The sequence below is a fragment of the Sphingobium sp. BS19 genome (assembly GCF_027925545.1).
GTDB lineage: Bacteria > Pseudomonadota > Alphaproteobacteria > Sphingomonadales > Sphingomonadaceae > Sphingobium.
On the sequence record NZ_BSEF01000006.1, the window covers coordinates 238,420 to 265,378 of the forward strand.

At 63.0% G+C, this 26,959-nt stretch carries 28 protein-coding genes; 17 read left to right on the plus strand and 11 right to left on the minus strand.

What is annotated here, in order from left to right; genetic code table 11:
* Positions 1-6: 6 nt before the first annotated feature.
* The 4 genes from nagZ to QMG56_RS08905 form a co-directional block, all read right to left on the minus strand.
* On the minus strand, positions 7-1,014 hold the full coding sequence (nagZ, locus tag QMG56_RS08890; RefSeq protein WP_281822185.1) for a beta-N-acetylhexosaminidase: 1,008 nt from the start codon (positions 1,012-1,014) through the stop codon (positions 7-9).
* Positions 1,015-1,088: 74 nt separating this feature from the next.
* On the minus strand, positions 1,089-1,826 hold the full coding sequence (locus QMG56_RS08895; RefSeq protein WP_281822260.1) for an SPOR domain-containing protein: 738 nt from the start codon (positions 1,824-1,826) through the stop codon (positions 1,089-1,091).
* Positions 1,826-3,553, minus strand: a complete 1,728-nt coding sequence (gene argS / locus QMG56_RS08900; RefSeq protein ID WP_281822187.1) for an arginine--tRNA ligase — start codon at positions 3,551-3,553, stop codon at positions 1,826-1,828. Before argS ends, QMG56_RS08895 begins: the two co-directional genes overlap by 1 nt.
* A gap of 88 nt (positions 3,554-3,641) precedes the next feature.
* On the minus strand, positions 3,642-4,280 hold the full coding sequence (locus tag QMG56_RS08905) for a hypothetical protein (RefSeq protein WP_281822188.1): 639 nt from the start codon (positions 4,278-4,280) through the stop codon (positions 3,642-3,644).
* Positions 4,281-4,395: 115 nt separating this feature from the next.
* On the opposite strand from QMG56_RS08905, the gene ispH reads away from it, so the two are divergent.
* From ispH to QMG56_RS08930, 5 genes are all read left to right on the plus strand, one after another.
* Positions 4,396-5,361: a 4-hydroxy-3-methylbut-2-enyl diphosphate reductase gene (gene ispH, locus QMG56_RS08910; RefSeq protein ID WP_230186816.1), complete on the plus strand. Its 966-nt coding sequence runs from the start codon at positions 4,396-4,398 to the stop codon at positions 5,359-5,361.
* Positions 5,362-5,367: 6 nt separating this feature from the next.
* Positions 5,368-6,330, plus strand: a complete 963-nt coding sequence (thrB, locus tag QMG56_RS08915; protein ID WP_281822189.1) for a homoserine kinase — start codon at positions 5,368-5,370, stop codon at positions 6,328-6,330.
* Positions 6,327-6,779, plus strand: a complete 453-nt coding sequence (rnhA, locus tag QMG56_RS08920) for a ribonuclease HI (protein ID WP_230186814.1) — start codon at positions 6,327-6,329, stop codon at positions 6,777-6,779. Before thrB ends, rnhA begins: the two co-directional genes overlap by 4 nt.
* A gap of 85 nt (positions 6,780-6,864) precedes the next feature.
* On the plus strand, positions 6,865-9,006 hold the full coding sequence (locus tag QMG56_RS08925; RefSeq protein WP_281822190.1) for a hypothetical protein: 2,142 nt from the start codon (positions 6,865-6,867) through the stop codon (positions 9,004-9,006).
* 23 nt (positions 9,007-9,029) lie between these two features.
* A complete protein-coding gene (locus tag QMG56_RS08930) occupies positions 9,030-9,764 on the plus strand; it encodes a DUF3142 domain-containing protein (protein ID WP_309298550.1) in 735 nt (244 codons plus the stop codon).
* A gap of 2 nt (positions 9,765-9,766) precedes the next feature.
* Here QMG56_RS08930 and QMG56_RS08935 read toward each other — a convergent pair whose 3' ends face one another.
* On the minus strand, positions 9,767-10,468 hold the full coding sequence (locus tag QMG56_RS08935) for a VIT family protein (RefSeq protein WP_281822192.1): 702 nt from the start codon (positions 10,466-10,468) through the stop codon (positions 9,767-9,769).
* Between the two features lie 64 nt (positions 10,469-10,532).
* Here QMG56_RS08935 and QMG56_RS08940 point away from each other — a divergent pair, with 64 nt between their 5' ends.
* On the plus strand, positions 10,533-11,129 hold the full coding sequence (locus QMG56_RS08940; RefSeq protein ID WP_281822193.1) for a flavin reductase family protein: 597 nt from the start codon (positions 10,533-10,535) through the stop codon (positions 11,127-11,129).
* On the opposite strand, the gene QMG56_RS08945 is transcribed toward QMG56_RS08940, so the two are convergent.
* Together QMG56_RS08945 and QMG56_RS08950 are read right to left on the minus strand one after the other, a co-directional pair.
* Positions 11,126-13,627 carry an ABC transporter permease gene (locus QMG56_RS08945; RefSeq protein ID WP_281822195.1) on the minus strand — a complete coding sequence of 834 codons (2,502 nt, stop codon included), beginning with the start codon at positions 13,625-13,627 and terminating at the stop codon, positions 11,126-11,128. The genes QMG56_RS08940 and QMG56_RS08945 overlap by 4 nt on opposite strands.
* Positions 13,624-14,298, minus strand: coding sequence for an ABC transporter ATP-binding protein (locus tag QMG56_RS08950; protein WP_230186808.1), 675 nt, complete (start codon positions 14,296-14,298; stop codon positions 13,624-13,626). The genes QMG56_RS08945 and QMG56_RS08950 overlap by 4 nt, the downstream gene beginning before the upstream one ends.
* Between QMG56_RS08950 and QMG56_RS08955 the strand changes: the two genes are divergently transcribed.
* Complete coding sequence (locus QMG56_RS08955; protein ID WP_281822197.1) at positions 14,297-14,977, plus strand: arylesterase; 681 nt, start codon at positions 14,297-14,299, stop codon at positions 14,975-14,977. The two genes, QMG56_RS08950 and QMG56_RS08955, sit on opposite strands and share 2 nt — an antisense overlap.
* A 521-nt stretch (positions 14,978-15,498) precedes the next feature.
* On the opposite strand, the gene QMG56_RS08960 is transcribed toward QMG56_RS08955, so the two are convergent.
* Both QMG56_RS08960 and QMG56_RS08965 read right to left on the minus strand, forming a co-directional pair.
* A complete protein-coding gene (locus tag QMG56_RS08960; RefSeq protein ID WP_281822198.1) occupies positions 15,499-17,007 on the minus strand; it encodes a YifB family Mg chelatase-like AAA ATPase in 1,509 nt (502 codons plus the stop codon).
* 73 nt (positions 17,008-17,080) lie between these two features.
* Positions 17,081-17,746 (minus strand): helix-turn-helix domain-containing protein, encoded by a 666-nt coding sequence (locus tag QMG56_RS08965; protein ID WP_281822199.1) that lies wholly within the window; start codon positions 17,744-17,746, stop codon positions 17,081-17,083.
* A 158-nt stretch (positions 17,747-17,904) separates the two neighbouring features.
* On the opposite strand from QMG56_RS08965, the gene QMG56_RS08970 reads away from it, so the two are divergent.
* From QMG56_RS08970 to QMG56_RS09010, 9 genes are all read left to right on the plus strand, one after another.
* Positions 17,905-18,261, plus strand: coding sequence for a DUF1428 domain-containing protein (locus QMG56_RS08970; RefSeq protein WP_281822201.1), 357 nt, complete (start codon positions 17,905-17,907; stop codon positions 18,259-18,261).
* Between the two features lie 11 nt (positions 18,262-18,272).
* Positions 18,273-19,064: a VOC family protein gene (locus tag QMG56_RS08975; protein WP_281822202.1), complete on the plus strand. Its 792-nt coding sequence runs from the start codon at positions 18,273-18,275 to the stop codon at positions 19,062-19,064.
* Positions 19,061-19,519 carry an SRPBCC family protein gene (locus QMG56_RS08980; RefSeq protein WP_375713664.1) on the plus strand — a complete coding sequence of 153 codons (459 nt, stop codon included), beginning with the start codon at positions 19,061-19,063 and terminating at the stop codon, positions 19,517-19,519. Before QMG56_RS08975 ends, QMG56_RS08980 begins: the two co-directional genes overlap by 4 nt.
* Positions 19,520-19,658: 139 nt before the next feature.
* Complete coding sequence (rpmH, locus tag QMG56_RS08985) at positions 19,659-19,793, plus strand: 50S ribosomal protein L34 (protein ID WP_230186802.1); 135 nt, start codon at positions 19,659-19,661, stop codon at positions 19,791-19,793.
* A gap of 86 nt (positions 19,794-19,879) precedes the next feature.
* Positions 19,880-20,254: a ribonuclease P protein component gene (gene rnpA / locus QMG56_RS08990; protein ID WP_375713665.1), complete on the plus strand. Its 375-nt coding sequence runs from the start codon at positions 19,880-19,882 to the stop codon at positions 20,252-20,254.
* The gene (gene yidD, locus QMG56_RS08995; RefSeq protein WP_230186800.1) at positions 20,251-20,463 is read left to right on the plus strand and encodes a membrane protein insertion efficiency factor YidD; all 213 of its coding nucleotides are present in this window, start codon (positions 20,251-20,253) and stop codon (positions 20,461-20,463) included. Before rnpA ends, yidD begins: the two co-directional genes overlap by 4 nt.
* Positions 20,464-20,506: 43 nt before the next feature.
* The gene (gene yidC, locus QMG56_RS09000; RefSeq protein ID WP_281822203.1) at positions 20,507-22,225 is read left to right on the plus strand and encodes a membrane protein insertase YidC; all 1,719 of its coding nucleotides are present in this window, start codon (positions 20,507-20,509) and stop codon (positions 22,223-22,225) included.
* A 116-nt stretch (positions 22,226-22,341) separates the two neighbouring features.
* A complete protein-coding gene (yihA, locus tag QMG56_RS09005) occupies positions 22,342-22,986 on the plus strand; it encodes a ribosome biogenesis GTP-binding protein YihA/YsxC (RefSeq protein ID WP_230187247.1) in 645 nt (214 codons plus the stop codon).
* A gap of 22 nt (positions 22,987-23,008) precedes the next feature.
* A complete protein-coding gene (locus QMG56_RS09010; RefSeq protein ID WP_281822205.1) occupies positions 23,009-23,683 on the plus strand; it encodes a glutathione S-transferase family protein in 675 nt (224 codons plus the stop codon).
* A gap of 3 nt (positions 23,684-23,686) precedes the next feature.
* Here QMG56_RS09010 and QMG56_RS09015 read toward each other — a convergent pair whose 3' ends face one another.
* Together QMG56_RS09015 and QMG56_RS09020 are read right to left on the minus strand one after the other, a co-directional pair.
* A complete protein-coding gene (locus QMG56_RS09015) occupies positions 23,687-24,856 on the minus strand; it encodes a diguanylate cyclase (RefSeq protein WP_281822206.1) in 1,170 nt (389 codons plus the stop codon).
* A gap of 51 nt (positions 24,857-24,907) precedes the next feature.
* Positions 24,908-25,786, minus strand: coding sequence for a LysR substrate-binding domain-containing protein (locus QMG56_RS09020; RefSeq protein WP_230186796.1), 879 nt, complete (start codon positions 25,784-25,786; stop codon positions 24,908-24,910).
* Between the two features lie 392 nt (positions 25,787-26,178).
* Between QMG56_RS09020 and QMG56_RS09025 the strand changes: the two genes are divergently transcribed.
* Positions 26,179-26,826 carry a class I SAM-dependent methyltransferase gene (locus tag QMG56_RS09025; RefSeq protein ID WP_281822264.1) on the plus strand — a complete coding sequence of 216 codons (648 nt, stop codon included), beginning with the start codon at positions 26,179-26,181 and terminating at the stop codon, positions 26,824-26,826.
* Positions 26,827-26,959: the final 133 nt, after the last annotated feature.

A 26,959-nucleotide genomic window follows, 5' to 3' on the forward strand; every position in this document is an offset into this window, starting at 1 on the left:
CGAACCTCAGGCCAGCGCCAGAAAGGCGTCGCGCTTGGCAAGCAGCGCGTCGAGTGGCGCGTCGTCGGTGGGCGTGGCGGCATGGGACATGGCGGCGTCCCGCCGTTCGCGGGCGCGTGGCGTGATGTCGGGGAGTGCGTTCACGATGCCGATCATCTCGTCCATCCGCGCCCAGCAGTTGAGCGCAAGATCGCATCCCGCCGCGACGACGCCCGCCGCCAGTTCCGGCACGCTGCCGCTTAACGCCTTCATATCGAGATCGTCGGACATGAGCAGACCGTCGAAGCCGATGCGGTCGCGAATGACAGTCTGGATGACCGTGGGCGACAGGCTGGCGGGGAGCGTGTTGTCCCATGCCGCATAGACGATGTGCGCAGTCATGCCGATGGGTGCCCAGTTGAGCGTGCGGAACGGTTCCAGATCGATGGCGAGTGCAGCTTCGTCGGCATCGACATGGGGGAGTTCGAGGTGGCTGTCGACAAGCGCGCGGCCGTGGCCCGGCATATGCTTGACGATGCCGGTGACGCCGCCCCGTTTGAGACCGTCCAGCACCGCCCGTCCGAGCGCCGCGACGCGCATCGGGTCGCTGCCGAAGGTGCGGTCGCCCATGATGTCGCTGGCGCCGGGTTGGCGCACGTCGAGCAAGGGCAGCGCATCGACGGTGATGCCACATTCGCGCAAGGTGGTGGCGATGGCTTGCGCATTGGTGCGTGCCGCCTCGATAGCGGAAGCGGGGGCGATTTCGTACAGTGCGTCGAAGGCTGAACCGGGCGGGAAGGCAGGCCAGACGGGCGGACGCATCCGGGCGACGCGACCACCCTCCTGATCGATCATGATGAGGAGATCGTCGCGCCCGTGGAGGATGCGCAGCGAATCGGTCAGCGCGCGGACCTGCGCGATGTCCGCGATATTGCGGGCGAAGAGGATGTAGCCTGCCGGATCGGCATCGCGAAAGAATGCGGCCTCGTCCGCTGTCAGGGACAGGCCCGACGTTCCGAAAATGACGGGCTTCATGAAGCAGGCTCGATAATCATGTCCGCTGTCTAGCGTTTAGGCCAGCCGCTGTCGAAGGGTCAGTTTACGAAGCCTTAGTTTACGACGAGGCAGCTTTCCCCGGCGACGCGCAGCTTGCCGCAAAGGGCGCTGGCCTGACTCGCGCTGCCGGCGCTGGCGCGCAGGCGGTAGAGCGTGGTGTCGCCGACCTTTACCGATTCGACGGATGTGCCAAGTGCCGCAAGATAATCGAAGCGTTTGGACAGGCGGCCCCATGCGTCTTTGGCGCTGGACTGGCTGCCATAGGCACCAAGCTGAATCATCGCGCCGCTGCCTTTTGCTCCGGCGGCGGGCTGTGCGTTGGCGGGGCGGCGGGTTTCGTCGGCGACGGGCGCGCTGAAACGGGCGGCGGGCTTCGCTCCGGCAACCTTGGCGGTCTGTGCGGGCGCGGGAGTCGGACCGCCGGTGACGGGCGCTTCGGGGACGCGGCTGGGGTCGATCTTGCCAGCGCGCTCAACGCCTTCGCTTGCCGCGAACGACGCATCGCCTTCGCCAGCAAATTTCTTGGCGTCCGCTTCATTGGCGGGGACTTTATAATCGCCCGGAGGTGCGGCGATGAGTTGCGCATCGCCTGCGGCTGCGGCGATATTGCGGCTTTGCACCCAGTAGACGATGCCCACGATCGCGCCGAGCGCAATCAGCCCCGTCAGGATGAACGCCAGCAGCTTGAGCGGCGAAACGCCGTCATTATCCTCTTCACGATCGGCGGGCTCCAGCCATGGAAGGCGGTCGTCGTCCTCCAGATTGAGGCTGCCACGCCCATAATCGCCCATCATTGCATCTCCGTAAGCGCCTCGACCCCCATGAGGGCGAGACCGTTACGGATTATCTGCCCGATTCCCTGACTTAAGAAAAGCCTTGCCGATGTCGTCGCCGGATCGGTCGCGACGATCACGCGCAGTTCCGGATTGTCGTTGCCCTGATTCCACCAGCCGTGGAACGATGCCGCCAAGTCATTGAGATAAAAGGCAATACGGTGCGGTTCGCGGTTCTGCGCAGCGGCCTCCACAATGCGCGGAAACTGGGCGGCGCGCTTCACCAGCTCCAGCTCACCCGTCCCAAGGCGGGACAGGTCAGGCGCAGGAAGTGCGATACCTGCCTCCGCCGCGCGCCGATCCAGCGAGGAAATGCGCGCGTGGGCATATTGCACGTAGAAGACGGGGTTGTCCTTCGACGCTTCCACCACCTTGGCGAAGTCGAAATCCATCTGCGCGTCTGCCTTGCGCGTGAGCATGGTGAAGCGGACCACGTCCTTGCCCACTTCCTGCACCACGTCGGCCAGCGTCACGAAATTGCCCGAGCGTTTCGACATCTTCACCGGCTCGCCATCGCGGAGCAGGCGGACCATCTGGACGAGCTTCACGTCGAAGCGCGTCTTGCCGCCGGTGAGCGCGGCAACCGCCGCCTGAATGCGCTTCACGGTCCCGGCATGGTCGGCGCCCCAGATGTCGATCAACTGATCGGCAGCCTGCGCCTTTTGATAGTGATAGGCCATGTCCGCGCCGAAATAGGTCCAGCTTCCGTTGGACTTTTTGATCGGGCGATCCTGATCGTCGCCAAATTTGGTCGAGCGGAACAGCGGCAGTTCGACCGGTTCCCAATCGTCAGAGGCTTCGCCCTTGGGCGCTTCGAGCACACCGTCATAGACGAGATCGTGCGCGCGCAGCCATGCTTCGGCTTCCTCGGGCTTGCCCGCTGCCTGCAATTCGGCTTCCGACGAGAAGAGGTCGTGATGGATGCCGAGCAGCGCGAGATCGTCGCGGATCATGTCCATCATCGCGGCAACCGCCTGCCGCCGGAAAGGCACGAGCCAATCGCTCTCAGGCGCGGAGACCATCGCGTCGCCATATTCGGTGGCGAGTTTCTGTCCCACGGGGATCAGATAGTCGCCGGGATAGAGGCCTTCGGGGATGGCGCCGACATCTTCGCCCAGTGCTTCACGGTAGCGGACATGCGCCGAGCGGGCGAGGACATCGACCTGACCGCCTGCGTCGTTGATATAATATTCGCGAGTAACCTTATGCCCCGCATATTGGAGCAGCGTCGCCAGTGCATCGCCGACGACAGCGCCGCGGCAATGGCCCATGTGCATGGGGCCGGTGGGGTTGGCAGAGACATATTCGATGTTGACGTGCACACCCTGCCCCATGTCGGAGCGACCATAGTCGGCGCCCTCGGCATGGATCGCAGCGAGTTCGGCCCGCCATGTGGAATCGGTGAGGCGCATGTTGAGGAAGCCGGGACCGGCGACCGACACTTCGGCCACTTCCTCCAGCGCCTGCAATCCCGCCGCGATCTTTTCCGCCAGTGCGCGCGGGTTGGTGCCCGCTGGCTTGGCAAGGATCATCGCGGCATTGGTGGCAAGATCGCCATGGCTGGGGTCGCGTGGCGGTTCGACCGTCACGCCCTTGCGATCCAGCCCTTCGGGCAGATCGCCAGCCGCGACCATCCGGTCGAGAACGGTATCGAGATAAGTCGCGAAACGCGCGTAGAGAGTCACTGCCATTGTCCTTGAATCTGTCGCTTAGGCCGTTCGACCTTTCGACAGGCTCAGGACGAACGGGATTGCAGCATCATATTTATGCGGATCAGCGCGTTACATTATACTGCAACTGATCCTGCGTCAGGTTGAAGCCGACGAGCAGCTCAAAGCTGGTTCGCTGCAACGCGGCCTTCACTTCCGGCGCGGAGAACGGATCGAGCGCAGCGTCGGCATCGCCTGCCTTGCGCTTTTGCGTGATGCGCTGCTGAATGTCGGCTGGTAGGGTAGCGACATCCTTGTCCACGTAGGACGCTGCCTTCGCCGAAGCGGTTGCGCGATATTCGCCCGGTGCGAAGCGCAGGACCACTTGCCCGACGCGCTTGGCAATCACGCTGTTGCCGCCGCGCACGACCGACGCGAAATAGGGCAAGGCCACTTCGCGCGCGGCGGTCGCATCGCTGCGGCGGGCCTGAACGTCGAAGGTCGCTTCGGTATAAAGCTGCGTGCCGTCGGCGCAGGTGGCGCGAACATTGGTGATGCTGGCCACCACGTCGATGGCGGCTGCGTCGCGGCTGTTTGCAGGATTGAACAGCGTCACATCGCCGGTGTAGGCGGGAATCGCCGCCGTCGGGCAAGCCGAGCGAACCGTGGTGATACCGCCGGTCGGATCGATTTCCCCGCTACGCGAACAGCCCGCAAGAGCGACGAGAGCGAGGCTGACAAGGGCGGTTCTGGCAATGGTCACGGGAATTCCCTGAAAAATAAGACTGACCGGCTTCTTATCCATCCACCCCCCGCGAAGCAACACGGATCAGGAAGCGCCTTCCCACGCGCCGCTCCATCGCTTAAAGGCGGAAGCCATGATCGAGCCTGTATCCCAAACCGCCAAAGCCCCCTTGCTGCTGCTGATCGCTGCCCCACGCGGCTTTTGCGCCGGGGTCGACCGCGCCATCATCATCGTGGAGCGGGCGCTCGAAAAATATGGTGCGCCGGTCTATGTCCGCCATGAAATCGTCCACAATCGCTTTGTCGTCGACGGATTGAAGGCCAAGGGCGCCGTGTTCGTCGAGGAACTGGACGAAGTGCCCGATGGCCTGCCCGTCGTCTTTTCCGCGCATGGCGTGCCGAAGTCCGTTCCAGCCAACGCGGAAGAGCGTGGCCTGTCCTATCTGGACGCGACATGCCCGCTGGTGTCGAAGGTGCATCGGCAGGCGGAGCGGCAGGTGGAAGCCGGGCGGCACATCATTTTCATCGGTCATCGGGGCCATCCCGAAGTCATCGGCACATTCGGTCAGGTGCCCGAAGGGACGATGACTTTGGTGGAAACGGTAGAGGATGCCGAATCATTCGCGACCGACGAACCCCAGAACCTGTCCTTCCTGACGCAGACGACGCTGTCGGTGGATGACACGGCCGCCATCATGGACGTGTTGCAGCGCCGCTTTCCCGATATTGTCGGGCCGAAGGGCGAGGATATCTGTTACGCGACATCGAACCGCCAGAATGCGGTCAAGGCCATCGGGCAATCATGCGATGCCATGTATGTCATCGGCGCGCCCAACAGTTCCAATTCTCTGCGCCTGGTTGAAGTGGCCGAGCGGCAGGGGACGCGGGCGCGATTGATCCAGCGGGCCGACGAAATCGATTTTGCCTGGCTGGAAGGCGTGACGACGCTGGGCATCACAGCCGGGGCGTCCGCGCCCGAAGTGCTGGTGCGCGAAGTCGTCGAAAAACTGGCCGAGCGGTTCGAGATCGAGGAACGGCAAGTTGAGACCGTGCGGGAAAACATATCGTTCAAATTGCCACGCGGCCTCGAAGCGGCCTGACAGCATATGGCCGTTTATACGCATGTGCCCGCCGAAGACATGGCGGTCTTCCTGACGCGCTACGATGTTGGCAGCCTGGTTTCCGCCAAGGGGATCGCCGAGGGAGTCGAGAACAGCAACTACCTGATCGAGACGACCAGGGACCGCTACATATTGACGCTGTATGAAAAGCGGGTCGATGAAAGCGACCTGCCTTTCTTCATGGACCTGCTCGATCATCTGGGCGCGCGGGGGTGCAAGGTGCCGCGCTTCATCGGCGACCGTAGCGGACAGAAGTTGCAGCAGTTGGGCGGACGACCGGCCTGCCTTATCGAATTTCTGACCGGCGTTTCCGTGACCGAACCGACAGCGGCGCAGACGCGCGGCGCAGGCGTGGCGCTGGGGGAACTGCACCGGGCTGCAGCGGATTTCGCCGGGTCGCGGCCCAATGCGCTGGATCGGCAAGGCTGGCACGATCTGGCGGAGAAATGCGGCGACGATTTCGACACCATCGCACCGGGCCTTGGCGCGCGGGTGGCCGATGAACTGGCGTGGCTCGACGCGCACTGGCCCACGGACCTGCCCCGCGCGGTGATCCATGCGGACCTGTTCCCCGACAATGTGCTGATGCTGGGCGACGATGTCACCGGCCTCATCGACTTCTATTTCAGTTGCACCGATATTCGCGCCTATGATCTGGCAGTGACGCATACGGCGTGGTGTTTTGCCAATGATGGCAGCGTCTATCATCCCGAGCGGGGGGCAGCGCTGGTGGCGGGATATGACGCAGCGTTCGGGCTGTCGGATGCGGAGCGTGCGGCGTTTCCGGCGCTGTGCCGGGGGGCTGCCCTGCGCTTTTTGCTGACGCGGGCCTATGACTGGATCAACACGCCGCCCGATGCGATGGTGACGCGCAAGGATCCGCTGGCGTTTCTGCGGCGGCTGGATTTCTACGCTGCGGCCGAATCGGGCGAGTTGCCGGGCGCATGAGCGAGGCAACGAAAGTCCAGATTTTCACCGATGGCGCGTGCAAGGGCAATCCCGGCCCCGGCGGCTGGGGCGCCGTCATCCGGTCGGGCGCGCATGAGAAGGATCTGTCGGGGGGCGAGAAACTCACCACCAACAACCGCATGGAATTGATGGCGGCTATCGAAGCGCTGAATGCGCTCAAGCGCCCGTGCCATGTCGTGCTGACTACCGACAGCAATTATGTGAAGGACGGCATCACCAAATGGGTGTTCGGCTGGCAGAAAAATGGCTGGAAAACGGCGGACAGGAAGCCGGTGAAGAATGCCGAACTGTGGCAGGCGCTGGTCGAGGCGACGCGCCGTCACCAGATCGACTGGCGCTGGGTCAAAGGGCATGCCGGGCATCCCGACAATGAGCGCGCCGACCGGCTGGCCAGCGATGCCGCCGATGCGATGCGGGCGAAAGCATAAGGCGTGGAAAAGGGCGCCATGGCCATTGCCTTGGCCATGGCGTTCGGTAAGTCTGAAGCGTGGGAAAAGGCGAGGCGGGACCGTCATGACGCAGCATAAAATGGTGAGCCAGTGGAGCCGCAGGAAGAAGAGTCTGGTCGCGCTGGCGCTGGCCACTCTGGGCGTAAGCGGCACGGTGTGGGCGTGTGCGGATTCCTCCTGCTATCCGACATGGCAACTGGCTGCGCCTTCCTATGACTGTGCGGGGCGCGGCGTCCTCAATCCGGGGAACGATACGCGCATCAATCTGGTGCTGTTGATGCGCAGCCTGTCGCCTGTCGCGGATGCCGGGGCGCGTTCCGCCGGCGATGAGGACAACCGGCAGTTCGGGCAGACGTTCATGAGCTGGGTGGGGCTGAAACAGACATTCTGGCCACAGGCAACGCCTGATCCCGAGCCGAGTTACGATGCTGCGCCTGCCTGTTCCGTGTCGCCCGATGTCGCGTCGGATTTCAACGCTGCGTTGTCCGCCGAGCAGCGGCTGTCGCCCGCCGAGCGCACCGCATTGGGCAAGATCCGCGCGCAGGTCGGCTGTGGCGAGGTGGCCTGGGACGATGCCGCGGTGACGAGCGCGCAGGGGCGCGATTATCTGGCATATCTCAAGGCAGCGGATGCTTTCTACAAGGAGGATTGGGCAGGCGCGCGTCAGAGTTTCGCTTCGCTGAGCCGCGCGAAAAGCCGGTGGGTGGCGGAAACCGCAACCTATATGCCGATCCGTATCGGCCTGCGGTCCGCGATTGCAAAGGCAGTCAACGAATATGGCGATTTTGCGGGGCCGGATAAAGTCGATCCGGCAGCCGTGGCGGAGGCGCGGAGCGGCATCGCGGCCTATCTCAAGGCCTATCCCAAAGGGCGCTATGCGGCATCCGCCGAGGGGCTGAAGCGGCGCGTGGCGTGGTTGACGGGCGATACCGCCGCGCTTGCCCGCGCCTATGAAAAGCTGATTACGACGACATCGGGCGGCGACGAGGCAGCCGCCTATCTGGCCGAGGAAATCGACATCAAGCTGCTGGAGCGCGAGGACGCGACCGCAGCGATTGCAAAAGCAGGCGACACGCCGCTGCTGCTCGCCATTGCCGACCTCAAGCAGATGCGTGCCGAGGAAAGCGAACCTGCATCCTTCGCCGCTGCCGATCTGGCGAAGCAGAAGGCACAGTTCAGCCGCTATGGCGACCTGTATGGATTGCTGCAGGCGACGCGCGCTTATTATGCGGGGGAAGAGCCCGGCGCGATCCTGGCTTTGCTGCCGGATGCGGCGCGCGCCAAAAGTTATACACCGCTGGCGTTCAGCCGTCAGGTCATGCGCGGCATGGCGCTGGGGCGGAAGAACGATCCGAATGAAGCGGCATTCTGGCGCGATCTGCTGAGCGGGGCGAGCGCCGTGTATCAAAAGTCGCTGGCAGAGATGGGGCTTGCCGTGCGGTGGCAGCGCGACGGGCGGCTGGACACAGTTTTCGCGCAAGGATCGCCTGTCGTCGATCCCTCGATCCGCGAAGTGCTGTTGCAGACGATGGCGTCCCCCGCGATCCTGCGGGACACCGCCAGAGACAACGCGCGCCCGGCGCATGAACGCGATGTCGCGCGCTTTACGCTGTTGTTCAAAGACCTGCGCCGGGGTGCTTATGGCGATTTCGGGACGGATATGGCGCTGGTGCCTGCCGATGCCAATATCGATGCGGGGTTGTGGGCGTTTGCGCAGCAGGAGAATATTCCGGTCGGCTTGTTCCGCAGCGCCACATGGTCCGATGGCTTCCCCTGCCCCGCCATAGCACAGACGGCGCAAACGCTGGCGCGGACGCCGAAGGATCACAAGGCGCTGTTGTGCCTGGGCGATTTCTATCGGCTCAACGGGTTCGATGGGTTCGGGCTTTATACATCGGGCGAAGGCAAGGATGTGCTGGGCAGCGGCCCTGACAGCTTCCCCGGCAAGCCGCTGCTACGGTCCGATATTTACAACGCGATCATCGCCGACCGCAGCGCGTCGCCGGACAACCGCGCCTACGCTCTCTATCGCGCGGTGATGTGCTATGCGCCGTCGGGCTATAATGGATGCAGCGGACCTTTCACCACCAGCGCAGCCATGGACGCGGCGCAGGTGCCCGTATCCCAGCGCAAGGCGTGGTTCACCGAACTGAAGACGCGCTATCCGGCGAGCAACTGGGCCAAGACGTTGCGTTTTTATTGGTGACCCGACGGGTTTGCCGATGGGCGATGGCGATGCTGGCGTCGGCGATGCTGTCGGCGTGTCAGCAGCCTGCCGCCCCGGACAGTGCCGAGGTGACCAATGATGCCAAGGCGACAGTAAACGCGCGCAATTACGATGCCTTTTACGTCTGGCCGGGAGTCCGCCCAGCCGAGGGCTTGCGGGAAAAGACGCTCTATCTGCTGGATGGCGAAGTAAGGCGCAACGGGCCGCCGCAACTGGTGCGCTTGCGAATGGGTGTGCCGCGCTTGCCGGGCAGGACGGTGTGGCTGGTAGTCCGCACCGATCGGCTCGATTGGGATGAGAGAACCTACGCCACGGTGCTGTCGGACATGGCAAAGTGGCAGGAGGCGGGGAACGCCATTGCGGGGCTGCAAATCGATTTCGATGCGGCGACACGCGGGATCGATCGATATGGCGAATTTCTGTCCGACCTGCGGCGTCGATTGCCGCAGCGATGGCGGCTGTCCGTAACGGGGCTGATGGACTGGAGCGCGCATGGCGACCCGAAGGCGCTGGTCAAACTGTCGCAGACGATCGACGAAGTGGTCGTGCAAACCTATCAGGGGCGTACCACTATTCCGGGATACGAAGCCTATTTCCGGCGGATGGAAGGCTTTCCCATCCCCTTCCGGGTGGCGCTGGTCGAAGGCGGGGCGTGGGAAGCACCGGCCATGCTCGCGCGGCATCCGCAGTTTCGGGGCTATGTCGTGTTTCTGCTCAACGCCCGTGACAAACCGTAAACTTATACCGCTGTACCGACCAGCTTGCCGATGCCAGCCGTCAGGCCCATCGCCAGCGCGCCCCAGAAGGTGACGCGCATTACGGCGCGCCAGATATGCGCGCCGCCCGCGCGTGCCCCGATACCGCCGAGCAAGGCAAGAAACGCGAGCGATGCGACCGCCACGGTCGGAACCAGTGCGCGAGTTGGAACGAACAGCACCAGCGCGAGCGGCAAGGCGGCGCCGGTCGTAAACGTGGCCGCAGACGTCAACGCCGCCTGTATCGGACGCGCGGTCGTGGTTTCCGATATGCCCAGTTCGTCGCGGGCGTGTGCGCCCAAGGCATCATGGGCCATAAGCTGTCGCGCGACTTCGGTGGCCGTATCGGGCGCGAGACCGCGGTTGATGTAGATTCCCGCAAGCTCTGCGCGCTCGCTCTCGATATCCTGCGCCAGTTCGGTGCGTTCCCGCGCGAGATCGGCCTGTTCGGTATCCGACTGGGAGCTGACCGAAACATATTCGCCCGCCGCCATCGACATGGCGCCAGCGACCAAGGCCGCAGCCCCCGCAATCAGCACCGCGCCGGACGCCGGCGTGGCCGCAGCGACCCCGATGATCAGGCTGGCCGTCGACACGATACCGTCATTGGCACCAAGGACGGCAGCACGAAGCCAGCCGATACGCGACACCAGATGCCGTTCCCGATGGATATACTGGCGTGCCATGATGAGTCCCCCGCAAAGATGTTGTCGAGGAATGACAGGCGGACGGAATTGCACAATACGCATTATGCCCGCGATTATCCCGATCCCCGGTTGGCAGGATGCCATTGCCATAGTATCGCCCCTCGGGTTCACTTACAGAAAGTCACGCATGGCCCAGGATAGCGACACGATTTCGATGCAGATGCGCGGTGGATTGCGCCGACTGGCCAAGGCCGTTGTCGTTATCACGACCAAGAAGGACGGTCAGCGCCACGCCATGGCCGCGACCGCCGTCAGCGAACTGAGCATGGACCCACCCTCCATGCTGATCTGCGTCAATCAGTCTGCATCCCTGCATCCCATATTAGAGTCGGGCGCGGATTTCTGCATCAACATCCTCGACGCGGCGCATGTGCATATTTCGGCGGCGTGCAGCGGCAAGGTGAAGGGGGAGGCGCGGTTCGAAATCGGAAGCTGGGCCGACAGCAGCATCGACATTCCCCGGCTGGAAGACGCGCAGGCAAGTTTCGTGTGCCGCCAGACCAAGCAGGTGCCTTATGGATCGCACTCGATCTTCATCGGCGATGTCGTCGAAGTGTTCAGCAGCGAAGCCGTCGATCCGCTGGTCTATGTCGATGGGCGCTATACGCGGGTCGGCGAGGACGTAGCGGCGACCGCCTAAAGCTCTCGCAATGCCCGTGCGGGCCGTGCGGCCAGCGCGGGCAATGAACCGATAAGACCCAGCACCAGCGTCAGCAGCGCGCCGCCCGCCAGTGTCAGCAGCACGACTGTCCAGTCGGGCGCCCATTGCAGGCCCAGAGTTTGCGTGGCGAGATACCAACCTGCGCCCGCAGCCACCGCCAGCGCTATGCCCGAGACAATCAGCGCCAGCAGCGTATATTCCATCGCCTGCACCGCCAGCACCTGACGCCGGGTCGCGCCGAGCAGCTTGAGCAGGACGGCATCGTACGTGCGCGAGGCGCGCGCGGCCGCGATGGCACCGACCAGCACGGCGATGCCCGCTGCAATCGCCACCGATGCCGCCACACGCACCGCCGCCGACAACTGACCGAGCAAGTCGCCGAGCGAAGCGATCACTTCCTTGACGCGGATCAGCGAAGCCGACGGGAAAGCGCGGATGACATCCCGGTTGATCGCCTTTTCCTGCGCCGCCCCTGCCCCGCCGGGCAAGGCGATGGTGGCGAGATAGCTATGCGGTGCGCCCTCCAGCGCGTTGGGGGAGAAGATCATGCCGAAGTTGAGGCCCATCGAATCCCAGTCGATTTCGCGAAAGCTGGCGATGCGGGCAGGGATTTCGACACCCAATACGGCGACGGTCAGCATGTCGCCGATCTTGAGATTGAGCGCCTTTGCCGCGCGGATATCGACCGAGACGAGCGGTTCGCCAGTGTAGTCCTTTGGCCACCATTTGCCGTCGACGATGCTGTTCCCCTTGGGCAACGTATCGGCATAGGTCAGGCCACGGTCACCTCGTAATATCCAGGCGTCTTCGGGAATGTCCTTCATATCGGACACGCGCTGATTGCGGACGGCGACGACGGGGCCGCGTAGCGAGGGCACGGTGACGATATCGGCGGCGGGTGCCTGACGCTTTACGATAGTGCGGAACTGATCGACGCCGTCGGACGGGATGTCGAGCGCGAAGAAGCTGGGCGCGGTCGCGGGGATGCTGCTCGCCATCTGGCCGGAGAGGTTGGTTTCGACGACCGCCAGCGTGGTGAATAATGAGAGGCCTAGGCCGAGTGCGACGATCAGGCGGCCGGTTTGCGCTCCGGGTCGGTGCAGGTTGGCGAGCGCCAGTCGGGCGAGAGGGTGGCTGGGGCGCGGGAGGCGCGCGGCGATCCACTGAACGAGCGCGCCGAGGACCGACAGCAGGCCGAGCAGGACGACGGCTGCGACGAGGAAGATCGCGGCGAGTTTGGGCTCGCGCGCAGTGGCGATGGCGAGCGCTGCTATGAGAGCGGCTGTCACCAGCACGGCGATCCATACGCCGCGCCCGGTCTTGCCCCCCTGCCCCAGTCCGCCACGGAACAGCGTGGCGGCGGCGACATGGCGCGCGCGGACGAGCGGGACGAGCGCGAAGAGCAAGGCAGTGAGCAAGCCATAAGCGGCGCTGGTAGCCAAGGGGACCGGATAGAGGCCGAGGCGCGGCGGGACCGGGAGCAAGTCCCCGGCCAGCACCGTAACGAGCCAGGGCAGCAGCGCGCCGACGACCAATCCGGCCAATAAGCCGATGAGCGAAACAAGAATGATCTGAAACAGGTAAGTCAGGAATATCGTGTAACTTGAAGCGCCTAGTGCCTTTAGCGTCGCAATGCCGGGGCGCTTTCCGTCGAGATAGCTGGCGACACCGTTGCCTACGCCGATCCCGGCGACGACGAGCGCGGTCAGGCCGACGAGCGCCAGAAACTGCCCCATGCGGTCGATGAAGCGACGGGTTCCGGGCGATCCGTTGGAGCGGTCGCGGGTTTCCCAGCCTGCTTGGGGGGCATCGGCATTCGCGCGGGCTATGGCTGCCTGCGGATCGACACCGGCGGGCAGGCGGACGCGATAGTGGGTTTCGTAAATGCTGCCAGGTTGCAGCAGGCCGGTCGCGGGGAGGCTATCGGCAGCGACGATGGCAGTGGGGCCGAAGGTGAAGCCGGAACCGAGGCGGTCGGGCTCCTCAGCGATGATGCCCGACACGCGGAAGAGTGTGTCGCCAATCCGGACCTGCCCGCCGCGCTTGACGCCCAGCCGGTCGGCGAGGGCATCGGCCAGCGCGACTTCGCCGATGTCGGGCCGCGCGCCGCCGGGGGTAAGGGTGAAGGTGCCGTAAAGCGGCCAGACGGCGTCGACGGCCTTGAGTTCGCTCAGCACGGCGTCGGCCCCGTCGGCGCGGGCGACCATCGCGCGCATGCGGGTGATTTGCGTGACCTCCCCCTGCTTTTCCAGGGTGGCGCGTTCGTCGGGCGTGGCGCTGCGCTGGTTGAGATCGAAGGCGATGTCGCCGCCCAATATCGTCTGCCCCTGTTCGGAGAGCGCAGCGTTGATCGACGCGGTCAGGCTGCCGATTCCCGCCAGCGCGGCGACGCCCAGAAACAGGCACACGACCAGCAGCCGCAGCCCGGTGAGGCCGCCGCGCAAGTCCCGCAGTGCGAACCGCAGCGCCAGCTTCACGCGATGCGCCCGTCGCGCATGGTGACGATCCGGTCGCAGCGGTGGCTGAGCGCGATGTCATGGGTAATCATCACCAGCGTCGCGCCGGTTTCCTTTTGCCGCGCGAACAGCATGTCCATGATCGTTTCGCCGGTCGCGGCGTCCAGATTGCCGGTCGGTTCGTCGGCGAAGAGCAAGGCGGGGCGCGGCGCGATGGCGCGGGCGATGGCGACACGCTGCTGCTCGCCGCCCGAGAGTTGCGCGGGATAATGGGTGAGGCGATGGCCGAGGCCGACCGAGACGAGTTCCGCTTCGGCACGGGCGAAGGCATCGGGTGCACCCTCCAGCTCCAGCGGGACGGCGACATTTTCGATGGCGGTCATGGTGGGGAGCAAGTGAAATGCCTGCAGCACGATGCCGATGCGGCCGCGACGGGCGAGCGCGAGGCCGTCCTCGTCCAGCGTGCCGAAATCCGCGCCCGCGACATGGATCGACCCGCCGCTGGCCCGCTCCAGACCGGACAGCACCGCCATCAGCGAGGACTTTCCCGACCCCGAAGGACCGAGCAGCGCCACGCTCTCCCCCGCCGCGACCGACAGGCTGACGCCACGCAAAATATCGACGCGCGCGGCATCCTTGCCGAGCGAGAGGGTGACATCGCGGGCTTCGATCACGATATGGGGGTCAGTCATGGACGATGGAGACTTTCAGATGCAGGCGGACCGAGATGCGGCCAGGAAACTATATGGTGCGTTGCGGCATCTTGTCCAAGCCATTGCATTGTTTTGTAGTGTTGCTGCGGTGCCCGCTTATGCCGCCGAGAAACTGGTGCTGGCGTTCGGGGACAGTTTGACCGCGGGCTATGGCCTGAAACCCAATGAAAGCTTTCCGGTGCAACTCGAAGCGGCGCTGCGCAAAGGCGGGCAGCCGGTGCGGGTGCGCAATGCCGGGGTGTCGGGCAATACCACGGCGCAGGGCAAGGCGCGGCTCAACTGGGTGCTGAAATCGCTGGGGCGCCAGCCCGATCTGGTGATCGTGCAACTGGGCGGCAACGACATGCTGCGCGGGATCGACCCGGCGCAGACGCGCGCGAATTTGAACGGCATACTAGCGGAGCTGAAGCGGCAGAAGATCAAGGTGCTGCTAGCCGGGATGCTGGCGCCGCCGAATATGGGGAGCGCGTATCGCGCGAAATTCGATGCGCTGTACCCGGCGCTGGCCAAGCAATATGGCGTGCGGCTGTATCCGTTTTTCCTGAAAGGGGTGACGGGGAACCGGGCGTTGTTGTTGAAGGATAATCTGCATCCCACGGCGCAAGGTGTGGGTGTGGTTGTGCGGGGGGTCGCGCCGGTGGTGAAGGGGATGCTTTAGGGGATGTGTCGGAGTGGCGAAGGGGTGGTTTGCGACGACGCATCCCCCCTTCGTCGTGCCAGCGCACGCTGGCATCTCAGGCGATGGCTCGGGACCGTTGGGCTTGGAGCAGCGGGCGGTTGCGCCCTGTCGACGCTGTGTGGGCAACCGCCATCCCGCCACCGCATGAGACCCCAGCTTTCGCTGGGGTGACGGTTATTGGTGGGGAGCTGCCGTTGGTCGATCGCGTCAGTTCGATCAATCACCGCCCGCGACGTCATACCCCGATGTGCTGCTCTCATCTCTACCAGACGGCGGCCCGCCGCCCCCGAAAAACTGGATAATGCACCAGAGCATGAAAGCACCAACAGGAATTATCCACCAAAGGCTACTCATCGGCGTGGTTACTTTCGTTGCCCGCCCTCCTGAATTGGAGAGAGTGGCTCAATATTAGTGCCGCCCAGCAACTTGTCATCCGCCTTGTGAATGCCCCGGATTGGGGCGTTACCTGCCCCGCCTACATTCCTGCATGAAGCTCCCCATCAATTAACCGGCGCGCGCCTGCGGTAGCTAAGCGCCTCAGCGACATGCACGCGGCCTACGCCTTCACTGCCGGAGAGGTCGGCAATGGTGCGAGCTACGCGCAGGACGCGGGTGTAGCCGCGGGCGGACATGCGCATGGCGCCTGCGGCCTGGGCCAGAAGCTGTCGGCCCGGTTCGTCGGGGGTGGCGACGGCTTCTAGGAGATCGCCGTCGACTTCGGCATTGGTGCGGATGGCGTGGTCGGCATAGCGCGCGGTCTGGATCGCGCGGGCGGCGGCGACGCGAGCGGCGACTTGTTCCGATCCTTCGACGGGGGGTGGCAGGACGAGATCGGCGGCGGTCACGGCGTTGACGTCGACGTGCAGGTCGATCCGGTCGAGCAATGGCCCCGACACCTTCGCCTGATAATCCGATGCGCAGCGCGGCGCGCGGGCGCAGGCCAGCGCGGGGTCGCCCAGATGGCCGCAGCGGCAGGGGTTCATCGCGGCGATAAGCTGAACGCGGGCGGGGAAAGTGACATGCGCGTTGGCGCGGGCGACGCTGACGGTGCCGGTTTCGAGCGGTTGGCGCAACGAATCCAGAACGGCACGCTGAAATTCGGGAAGTTCGTCGAGGAACAGCACGCCCAGATGCGCGAGGCTGACTTCGCCCGGTTTGACGCGCAGGCCGCCGCCCACCAGCGCTGCCATCGATGCACTGTGATGTGGCGCGCGGAAGGGGCGCGCGCGGCTGATCCGTCCGCCATCGAGCGTGCCGGCGACGCTGGCGACCATCGAGACTTCGAGGGCTTCGGCAGGGCTGAGTTCGGGCAGGATGCCGGGCAGGCAACTGGCCATCAGCGATTTGCCTGCGCCGGGAGGACCTGCCATCAGCATATTATGCCCGCCCGCCGCCGCGATTTCGAGTGCGCGCTTGGCGGTTTCCTGCCCCTTTACCTGTCGCAGGTCGGCGGTGCGGACCGGTGCGTCGACTTCGCCGGGGTGCGGGGCGGAGAGCAGGGCGGTGCCCTTGAAATGGTTGAGCAAAGGCAAGAGGCCCGGCGCGGCGACGACTTCGACATGCCCTGCCCACGCCGCTTCGCTGCCTTGCGCAGCGGGGCAGATCAGCCCCAGCCCCTGCTCGCCCGCATGGAGTGCCGCGAGCAACACGCCGGGCGACGGCGCGATTCGTCCGTCCAGCCCCAGTTCGCCGACGACGACATAGCCGCTCAGCGTCTCCGCATCGATGACACCCATTGCGCCCAGCAGGGCGAGCGCGATTGGCAGATCGTAATGCGATCCTTCTTTCGGCAAGTCGGCGGGCGAGAGGTTGACGGTGATCCGCTTGGGCGGCAGCGACAGGCCGATGGCGGCGATCGCGTTGCGCACGCGTTCCTTGCTCTCGGTGACGGCCTTGTCACCCAGACCCACTACGATGAAGTTGGGGAGGCCGGGGACAAGCTGGCACTGCACTTCGACCCGGCGCGCCTCCAGCCCCAGATACGCCACCGTCGATACTGTTGCGACCAAGCCGTTGCCCCTCAATCTGTGCCGCTTTTGTTCGCGCCTCTTCTGGCGAGGGTGCGGCAAAAAGTCGAGCGGTTTATCGGCGCGCGCTGAGGTCCGGCGCAGTGGGCGGCAGGGGGAACAGGGACAGGAAGCGTTCGAGCAGCTTGCGGTCTCCGGTGACGGCTAACTGGTCCGCCACGTCGGCTAAAGGGACTTTGCCGTAGAGGCACGCGACGAAGGCGTTGTGGTCTCCGGAGAAAAGGATGTCGACATCATCGATCTCGCCACGGTCCACGGCGATCGTACCGTTGCGGATTTCGGCCAGATAGGTTTCCAGCCCGAAAAATAAGCCGACACGTAAAAACATGTCTTTCGCCTGTTCGGCGCAGAACATGGTGCGCATCGACAGGACGATGGAGACGGGGCTCATGGGACCGGCTTCCTTGTGCGGGGACCGCGCGGCCCAGCGGCCCATGACCTTGAGCAGTTCCTCGGCTTCCAGCCCCCAGGGCGTGAGTTCATAGACTTGTACGGATGCAGGCGGCGGCAGTTTGCGGCGCTGGACGATGCTGTTGCGCTCCAGTTCCTCCAGCCTTTGCGTCAGGACATTGGCGCTAAGGCCCGGCAGAGCGGCGCGCATGTCGGAAAAGCGGCGCGGCCCCAGCATCATTTCCCGCATAACGGGCAGCGCCCAGCGATCCCCCACAAGATCAAGGGCATGCGCGGCTGCGCAGCCATCGGAATAGGCTCTCTTCTTCAAATCGGACCCCAAAAACAAACATTAGTTATTTTTTATAACTTTGCTGTTGCCTTAAATAATCATCTTGGCATGATTGTTCAACATAGCGACTCAGAGGCCTGCGCCGTTCGAACGCGCGTTGGCGGATTTCACACCGAGGTGCACGAAGGAGTAGCAGCATGAGCTATATCGACGGATTCCTGGTTCCTGTGCCGGATGGCAATAAGGAAGCCTATCGAACGATGGCGGCGAAGGCGGCGCCGATATTCATCGAACATGGCGCATTGCGCGTCGTCGAAGCGTGGGACGATGACATCAAGACCGGAAAGACGAATGATTTTCGGACCGCGATCATTGCCGAAGAAGGCGAGAAAGTCGTCTTTTCCTGGATCGAATGGCCATCGAAGGCTGTCCGCGACGCCGGGATGCAAAAGGTCATGGTGGATGAACGTATGAAGCCCGATGGCGACCTGCCGTTCAGTGGGCCGCGTATGATCTATGGCGGGTTCGCGACAATCGTCGACGAAGCCGCGTGAGGGAGGGTGCGATGGCCAGTGTAGCTGAGGGCGGCAATCCGTTCGTCTGGTATGAACTGATGACCAAGGACGTTGCGAGCGCCAAGGCGTTCTATGCGCAGGTGACCGGGTGGACCTATACCGACATGGAGGGCAATGGCGCGCCCTATACCGTTTTTCTGGCCGATGGTCAGGCCGTCGGCGGCATCATGGCGGCTCCGGTGCCCGATGCGCCGATAGGTTGGTTAGGGTATATCTCCGTTCCCGATGCTGCAGCGGCGCTGGCCGCGATGGTGGAGGATGGCGCCACGGCGCAGATGCCCGTTACCTATATTCCGCAGGTGGGGCACATCGCCATGCTGGCCGACCCGCATGGAGCGACATTCTATATCATCCAGCCGGAAGGCGAAGGAGAGATAGCGCCATTTTCGGCCATGCCCTGCCCCGGCAAGTTCGGGTGGAACGAGTTGCTGGCAGCGGACGCGAAGGAAGCACGGGCATTCTATGGCCGTCACGCCGGGTGGGAAGAAAAAGGCGCGATGGATATGGGGCCGATGGGGCAATATCATTTCTTTGGTCTGCCCGGTGGCGCGACCTTGGGTGGCCTGATGACCGCGACCGAAGACATGCTGCCGCCCAAATGGAAACATTATATCTGGGTCGCGGATATCGACGCAGCGCATGCGCGCGTGACAGCGGCAGGCGGCGAAGTCTGCTCCGGTCCGCATGAAGTCCCCGGCCCGCTGTTCATCCTCGAATCGGTCGACCCGCAGGGCGCGACATTCGCCCTGGTCGGCCATCGCAATGGCGCGGAGGAAGCATGATGAGCGACCCGTCCGAAACCTACGAACTGTCGATCGAACGGCATATCGACGCGTCGCCCGCGCATGTGTGGGAGATCATGACCGAGCGGATGGCGGAATGGTGGTGCCCCAAGCCGTGGACGGTCGAGCTGGTGGAGATGGATCGTCGGCCCGGCGGCCGATCCGCCATGATCATGCGCGGTCCCAATGGCGAGGCAATGCCGCAGGAGGGAATCTACCTCGCCTATGAGCCGGGCCGCCGATTCGCGTTTACCGATGCGGTGACGGCGGACCTGAAGCCTGCGAGGCCATTCATGATCGGGATATTCGAGATCGAAGCGGATGGCGACGGCACGCTGTACCGTGCCTGTGCACGGCACTGGACCGAGGAGGCCATGAAACAACATGCGGAAATGGGCTTTGAACAGGGCTGGGGCGCGGTCGCCGATCAATTGAAGGCGTTGTGCGAAGCTTAGCCAATAGCGCCCTTTTCGTTGCGCGCCCGGTTGACTTGCAGCGCCCTTTTGCCTATCGGACCCGCTCGACACGCGGCTGCCGGATTGGCGGCCCTTTTTTGTCTTGCCGATTTTAGACTAGTATTTTGAGGAATGAGCGATGAAGCGCACCTTTCAACCGAGCAACATCGTCCGCAAGCGGCGGCACGGGTTCCGGGCACGGATGGCAACGGTCGGCGGCCGCAACATCCTGCGCGCACGCCGCAGCCGCGGCCGGAAGAGCCTGAGCGCCTGATCGTTCCGTCCGGAAAAGACGGCGCCATCGCGATCCTCGCGAAGCGCGCCGATTTTCTGGCAGCGAATCGGGGACGCAGGCAGCCGATGCCCGGTTTCGTGCTTTTGGTGCGAGACCGACAGGATGGCGATCCATCCAAGCGAATCGGCTTTACCGTGACCAAGAAGATTGGCGGCGCTGTCGTCCGGAATCGGATGAAGCGCCGTTTTCGCGTTCTCGCGCGGGAGCTGTTGCCCGAGCTGGGGATCGCCGGTGCGGACCATGTGCTGATCGGTCGCGCGGGCGGTGTCGAGCGTGACTTTGCGCAGCTTCGGGCGGAAATGGTGAAGGCTTTGCGGAAGCTGTCGTCCAAGGATGGCGCACCTTCGCAGCGACGGGATCACAGAAAAGCCGCACCGCCGCGCGGGGATGATGTTACTGGGTTCCTGCCTGCGCAGGAACACATAGAGCGCGGGCAGTGATCGCGCGCTTCCTCACTTTGATTGCGCGCGGTTGGCAGCTTGGCCCTTCGCGCATTTTGCCACCCACTTGCCGCTATGCCCCCAGTTGTTCGGAATATGCGATCGATGCGCTCCAAAAATATGGTGCGGTCAAGGGTAGCTGGCTGGCGACGAAGCGGCTAATGCGATGCCATCCCTGGGGCGGGTCGGGTTACGACCCGGTTCCTTAGAACCCCTTCAACATAGACTTTCATCGGCGGGAGCCAATCTGACGTGGACGACAAGCGGAACATCATTCTCGCGGTAGTGCTGAGCGCACTGATCCTGTTCGGATGGCCCTATCTGCAGGCCCGGTTCTTCCCGGTGGCCAATCCGCCCGCGACCAAGATCGTCGGCGGCAAGACCATTCCGGTGGCCGCGCCCAATGCCGACCCCGCCGCCGACAACCCTGCAGCGACCATGGATCGCACAGTGGCGTTGAAGGCCGGACCGCGTGTCGCCATCGAAACGCCCAAGCTGCTGGGTTCGATCAACCTCAAAGGCGCGCGGATCGACGATATCGTGCTGCCGACCTATCGCGAGACCATCGCGAAGGATTCGCCGGCGATCCGGCTCTATTCGCCCGCCGGGACCAAGGATGCCTATTTCGCAGGCTTCGGCTGGTCGGGCGAAGGGCTGAAAGGCCCGGATGCCAATACCGTCTGGACCGCGTCCGGGCCGAAGCTGACGCCGACATCGCCGGTTACCCTGTCGTGGAACAATGGCGCGGGGCAGCTTTTCGAGATCGGCTTGTCGGTGGACAAGGACTTCATGTTCACCGTGAACCAGAAGGTGACCAACACCGCGGCTGCCGCCGTGGGCGTGCGGCCTTATGGCTATATCAGCCGCGACGGACATTCGAAGGATCCGACGAGCTGGACGATCCACACTGGCCCCATCGGCGTGTTCAACGGCGCGACCAATTATGATGTGGATTTCAAGGATCTGGACAAGGACGGCAATCAGTCCTTTCCCAGCACCGGCGGCTGGATCGGCTTTACCGACAAATACTGGCTGTCCGCGCTGGTCCCCGATCAGCGCACGGCCTTTACGGGGCAATTCCGCAAAGGTGCAGGCATACAGTATCAGGCCGATTATAGCCTGAACCCCACTCTTCTGGCCCCCGGCAAGTCCATCACGCAATCCTCACGCCTGTTCGTCGGCGCGAAGGAAGTGCGGACGCTCGAAGCCTATCAGGATGCGCCCGCGCCGCAGGGCATTGCCCTGTTCGACCGGGCAATCGACTGGGGCTGGTTCTACTGGTTCGAAAAGCCGATCTTCTCGCTGCTGCACTGGTTGTTCACGCAGATCGGCAATTTCGGCGTGGCGATCATCTGCCTCACGCTGGTCGTGCGTGCGCTGATGTTCCCGGTGGCGCAGAAGCAGTTCGGCAGCATGGCGGCGATGCGCGCGGTGCAGCCCAAGCTGAAGGCGCTGCAAGAGAAGTACAAGGACGACAAGCCCAAGCTCCAGCAGGAAATGATGGAGCTGTACAAGCGTGAGAAGGTCAATCCGCTGGCAGGTTGTCTGCCGATCTTCATTCAGATTCCGATTTTCTTCGCGCTCTACAAGGTGCTGCAGCTTACCATCGAAATGCGGCATCAGCCGTTCGTGCTGTGGATCAAGGATCTGTCCGCGCCCGATCCGCTGCATGTGCTCAACCTGTTCGGCTTGCTCGATTTCCAGCCGCCTGCCTTCCTGGCCATCGGCGTGCTGGCGATCCTGCTCGGTATCTCGATGTGGTTGCAGTTCAAGCTGAACCCCGCGCAGATGGACCCGATGCAGCAGCAGATCTTCTCGCTGATGCCGTGGATGATGATGTTCGTGATGGCGCCGTTTGCTGCAGGTCTGCTGGTATACTGGATCACCAACAACCTGCTGTCGATGACGCAGCAATGGTGGCTGTATAAGCGGCATCCTGTGCTGAGCACGCCGGTGGTTGTGGGCAAGTAACACTTTCAACAATCCGTTCGGGCTGAGCTTGTCGAAGCCCTGCTCTTTCGCGAAGAAAAGTATGGCCCTTCGACAGGCTCAGGGCGAACGGAATTGAAGGCTTTCCCATGAACGACATGACAGATGACGACCGCACCGAACTGATCGAAACCGCGCGCAAGATTTTCGCGGGGCCGATCAGCTTCCTCAAGTCCGCACCGGATTTGAAGTTTCTGCCCGACGCCGCGTTTAACGAAGTGGCGTTTGCGGGGCGGTCCAATGTGGGCAAGTCCACGCTGCTGAATGCGCTGACCAACCGCAACGGGCTGGCGCGCACGTCCAATACGCCGGGGCGGACGCAGGAGCTGAACTTCTTCGACGTGGGCGAACCCACGACCTTCCGCCTCGTCGACATGCCGGGCTATGGCTATGCCAAGGCGCCCAAGGATGTCGTGCGCAAATGGCGGTTCCTGGTGAACGACTATCTGCGCGGGCGCGCGGTGCTGAAGCGGACGCTGGTGCTGATCGATAGCCGCCACGGGATCAAGGATGTCGATCGCGATATCATGCAGATGCTGGACGATGCCGCCGTCAGCTATCGCATCGTCATGACCAAGGCCGACAAGGTGAAGGCGACCGAACTGACCGCCGTGGTCGCGCGCACCGCCGAAGAGATCAAGAAGCGGCCCGCTGCGCATCCCGATATCATTGCGACGTCGAGCGAAGGCGGCATGGGCATAGCGGAACTGCGCGCCGCCGTGCTGGAAGCCGTTACCGGGTAAGTGTATCCAAAGAGGTGGCAGTATGTTGAAACTGATCATCGGCAATAAAGCCTATTCAAGCTGGTCGTTGCGCGGCTGGCTGGCCGTCAAGCAGTCGGGTCTGCCGTTCGAGGAAGTGGTCGTGCCGCTGTACGACGACGCCTGGGCTACGCGGAAGCAGCAGAACGATCTTGCCCCGTCAGCGGGCAAGGTGCCGACGCTGTGGAACGATCAGACGCCCGTGTGGGACAGTCTGGCGATCATCGACTATCTCAACGACCTGACCGGCGGCACGCGATTCTGGCCGCAGGATCTGGCCGCGCGCGGCATGGCGCGGTCGATGGCGGCGGAAATGCACGCGGGATTTGTCTCCCTGCGCCGCGCCTGCCCCATGAATACGCGGCGGATATTCGATCCCGTTACGCCCAACGAAGCCATTGCAGCCGATCTGCATCGTATCCAGCAGCTTTGGGCGCAGGCCCGGGCCAGCTATGGCAGCCAGGGCGATTTCCTGTTCGGGCGGTTCGGCGCCGCCGACATCATGTTCGCGCCGGTCGTCAGCCGCATGGTCAGCTATCAGCTACCGCTGGAGCGCTTTGCCCGACACTATGTCGATGCGCTGATGGCGCATCCGTGGATGCAGGATTGGATCGCGGCCGCGCAGGAAGAAGACTGGGTGCTCGATCAGTATGAGCAGCAGCCGGTACTGGATTCCTGATCCTTACAGGGGTGCTTCGGCGGCCAGATATACCCGGTTGCGGCCATGTTCCTTGGCCAGATACAGGGCGCGATCCGCAGCCTTCAGCGCTGCGCGCGGGTCTTCATAGGCCAGTACGTTGGCAACGCCGGCTGAGAATGTAACGCGCTCCATCCGTGTACCGGTCGACCTGTTCACGAGACTACGCGTCGCCAGATCGGCGCGCGCCGCATCGACCATTGCACACGCCTCTGCTGCGGTTTTACCCCGGAACAACATCACGAATTCTTCGCCACCGTGGCGCGCGACGTGGCATTTGTCGTTCGACACCTTGGCCAGCAATCCGCTGACAAATTTCAGAACGCGATCGCCGGTTTCGTGGCCATGCGTGTCGTTGACCACCTTGAAATGATCGATGTCGCAGAATGCTACGCTGATCGGTTCATTGGCGGCCTGCGCGGCGAGCGTTTCCGCGGCGAGCGTCGTTTCGAAAGCACGGCGATTCGGCAAGCCAGTCAGATGATCCTGTTCGGCGGCACGGCGCGCGCTTTCCAGACTTTGCTGAAGCGCTCTGGTCTGCTTGGCGCTGTCGCGCATCTGGTTTTCCACCAGCCGGGTCTTTTCGACCATGGAACGGGTCAGGCTGATTAACTTCGCAAGGACGGGCTCTGCTTTTGCTTCGTCCGAAAGGTCACGCACCTGCTCCTGCAAAGCAACGCCGTAATCCTTGGCAGAATTGCGCGATTCATCCACCAGTCCAGTGAATTGCGAAAGGTTCTCTTCCACCTTTTCCAGCATCTCGTGCAGCGATTCCGGCGTCACATCCTTATTGGTTGCGCTGGCGGCGACCGATTCGACCCAACCGTTGGTAATCTTCCCGCGCTCTGCCAGCACGGCAGCCACAGCCTTTTCAATGCCATGATCGTTGCCGGTCAGATAATCATGCGCGACCCCGAAATTGAGCGGCGTCAGATCCAGATCATGGGCAAACAGGAAAGACCCGATATCCTGATAAAGCTGTCGACGACGGTCGACTTCGCGACTGAACGTCTGCCCGGGGGGCGTGCGGACAGGGGCAGCGTCTTCGCCTTCATCCTCGCCCTTTACGCCCAGACGACTGGCCCAGCGGGCTATCCTGTCGGTGAGGCCGGCTTGCACGGCGATGGCTGGTGAATGTGTGGCTGTGTCCCTCATGCCCACCATAACGACAGGAGCGAAACGACATTTAGGTTAAAGCCGCGAAAATCATATGTCCACGCCGACCAACCAGTCGTGGAAAATCCTAACCGCCCGATTTTGCAGCGCTTTAGGGCGACATACGAAAAAGTACCGATAGGGACTTTCCACATGCTGATCGAACAGGCGCATCAGACGGGGATCATGCGCGTCGTTATAATGGCTGGCGTGCATGACGGCGACGCCCAGCCCCTGCGCTGCTGCTTCGAGCATCAAGGGACCGGAATCATAATTGTCGATGGCTGCGGGGGTTAATTCCGGAAGCCCGATGGCCTCTTTCCAAGCGTCGAAGCTGGCGGACATTTCGCGGTGGAGCAAAATGGTATGGCGCGAAAGCTGTTGCGGGGCAGTAATCGAACCTGGACCTTCCACCAATGCCCGGCTGGCGATGAGATAGACTTCATCGCGATCCAGCTCATGTGCGTACAGCGCGGGGTCGATGTCCTTTGCCAGCACGATGGCCGCGTCCAGCCCCTCCCCCAATCGCGTGACAGCATAAGGGGTGGTTTCGACATCCAGATGCAAGGTGGGATGCAAGCGACGCAATTCACCGAGGCGCGGAAACAGCCGCTGACTGGCGAACAGCGGCAGCACCGCCAGACGAAAGCGCAATTGATTGCCGCCGCTTTGGATATTCTCAATCGCCGTGGACATCGCGTCCAGCGCAGGCGCTATGTCATCGAGCAGGCGCTGACCGTCGGTGTTGATTTCCATCGACTGGTGTTTGCGATCGAACAGGGATTTGCCGATGAACCGCTCAAGCGCCTGAACGCGGCGGCTTAGCGCAGGCGTGGACAGCGCGAGTTCCTCCGCAGCCGCCTTTACCGAACCCAGGCGTGCGACCTGTACGAAAGCCTCCAAGGCCGTAAGAGGCGGCAATCGACGCATTTACCTTTAATCGGACCCCACCCTTGTTGCATCGCACCATAGCGACATATGCCGTCGTTGATCAACGGCGACAAGCATCCTTCAAGCAAGAAGCCAGAAACGACACGCATGTGCAAGATGCAAATTTTGCAATTACAACATCGCCCTTCGCACTTGCGGTAGAACAATTGGAAAGCCATAGAGAAGGTGCCTTTCAGGCATCCTCTCCTAAAACTTTTCAGGCTGGTCTTCGGACCGGCCTTTTTTTTGCCTTGCAGCAGGGCGAAGGGCTGGTGGACCTGTCGGATGAACCAGTCGTGCCGCCGCGCGTTAATGATGCGCTCCGGCATGGCGCTTGCAATCAGATGACAATTTTGCGACGCCATGCCGATAACGACAACGGCAGGAACCGAATGGCGACCGTACAACTGAAGAAGCTGCAAAAGGCGCACGGCCCCGTGGCCCGAGCGCTTCGCACCTTACGTCCCTGGGCAACATTCTTTCGCCAGTTCGTAAAACACCCGGCGATGATCGGGTCGATTATCCCGTCATCGAATGCCCTGGTGCAGTCCATGCTGGCCCCCGTCGATTGGTCGACGACCCGGCTTTTTGTGGAATATGGGCCGGGTGTCGGCACCTTTACCCGTCCGATACTGGACAAGATGCGCCCCGACGCGATGCTGGTGGCAATCGACACAAACGCCGATTTCGTACGATATCTAAACGGGGATATCGCGGATCACCGGTTTCGCGCGGTGCATGGATCGGCCGTCGATGTTCGCAGCATCATAGCCGAATATGGGTTTTCGGAAGCGGACTATATCCTTTCAGGCCTGCCCTTCTCGACATTGCCCGAAGGCGTCGGCCCGCAAATTGCCGAAGAAACCCACGCCGCGCTGCGCCCCGGCGGCACATTTCTGGTCTATCAATATTCCCGGTTCGTGCAGGCTGTGCTGTCCCCCAGCTTCTCCAAGATCGACACTGCGCTCGAATGGATCAACATTCCGCCGTGCCGGATGTTCTGGGCCACAAAGGAAGCACCCTTGGCGCAAGCAGCGTAGCGGAAAAGGGCGGCAATTTACGTTTGATCATAAGATTGTCGCCAGATGCGGGCTGCCATCAATCCGTAGCCGACAGGGCATAGATCAAGATCGACGGCCCAGGTAAGCATAGGCCAACCGGGCGTAGGGGATT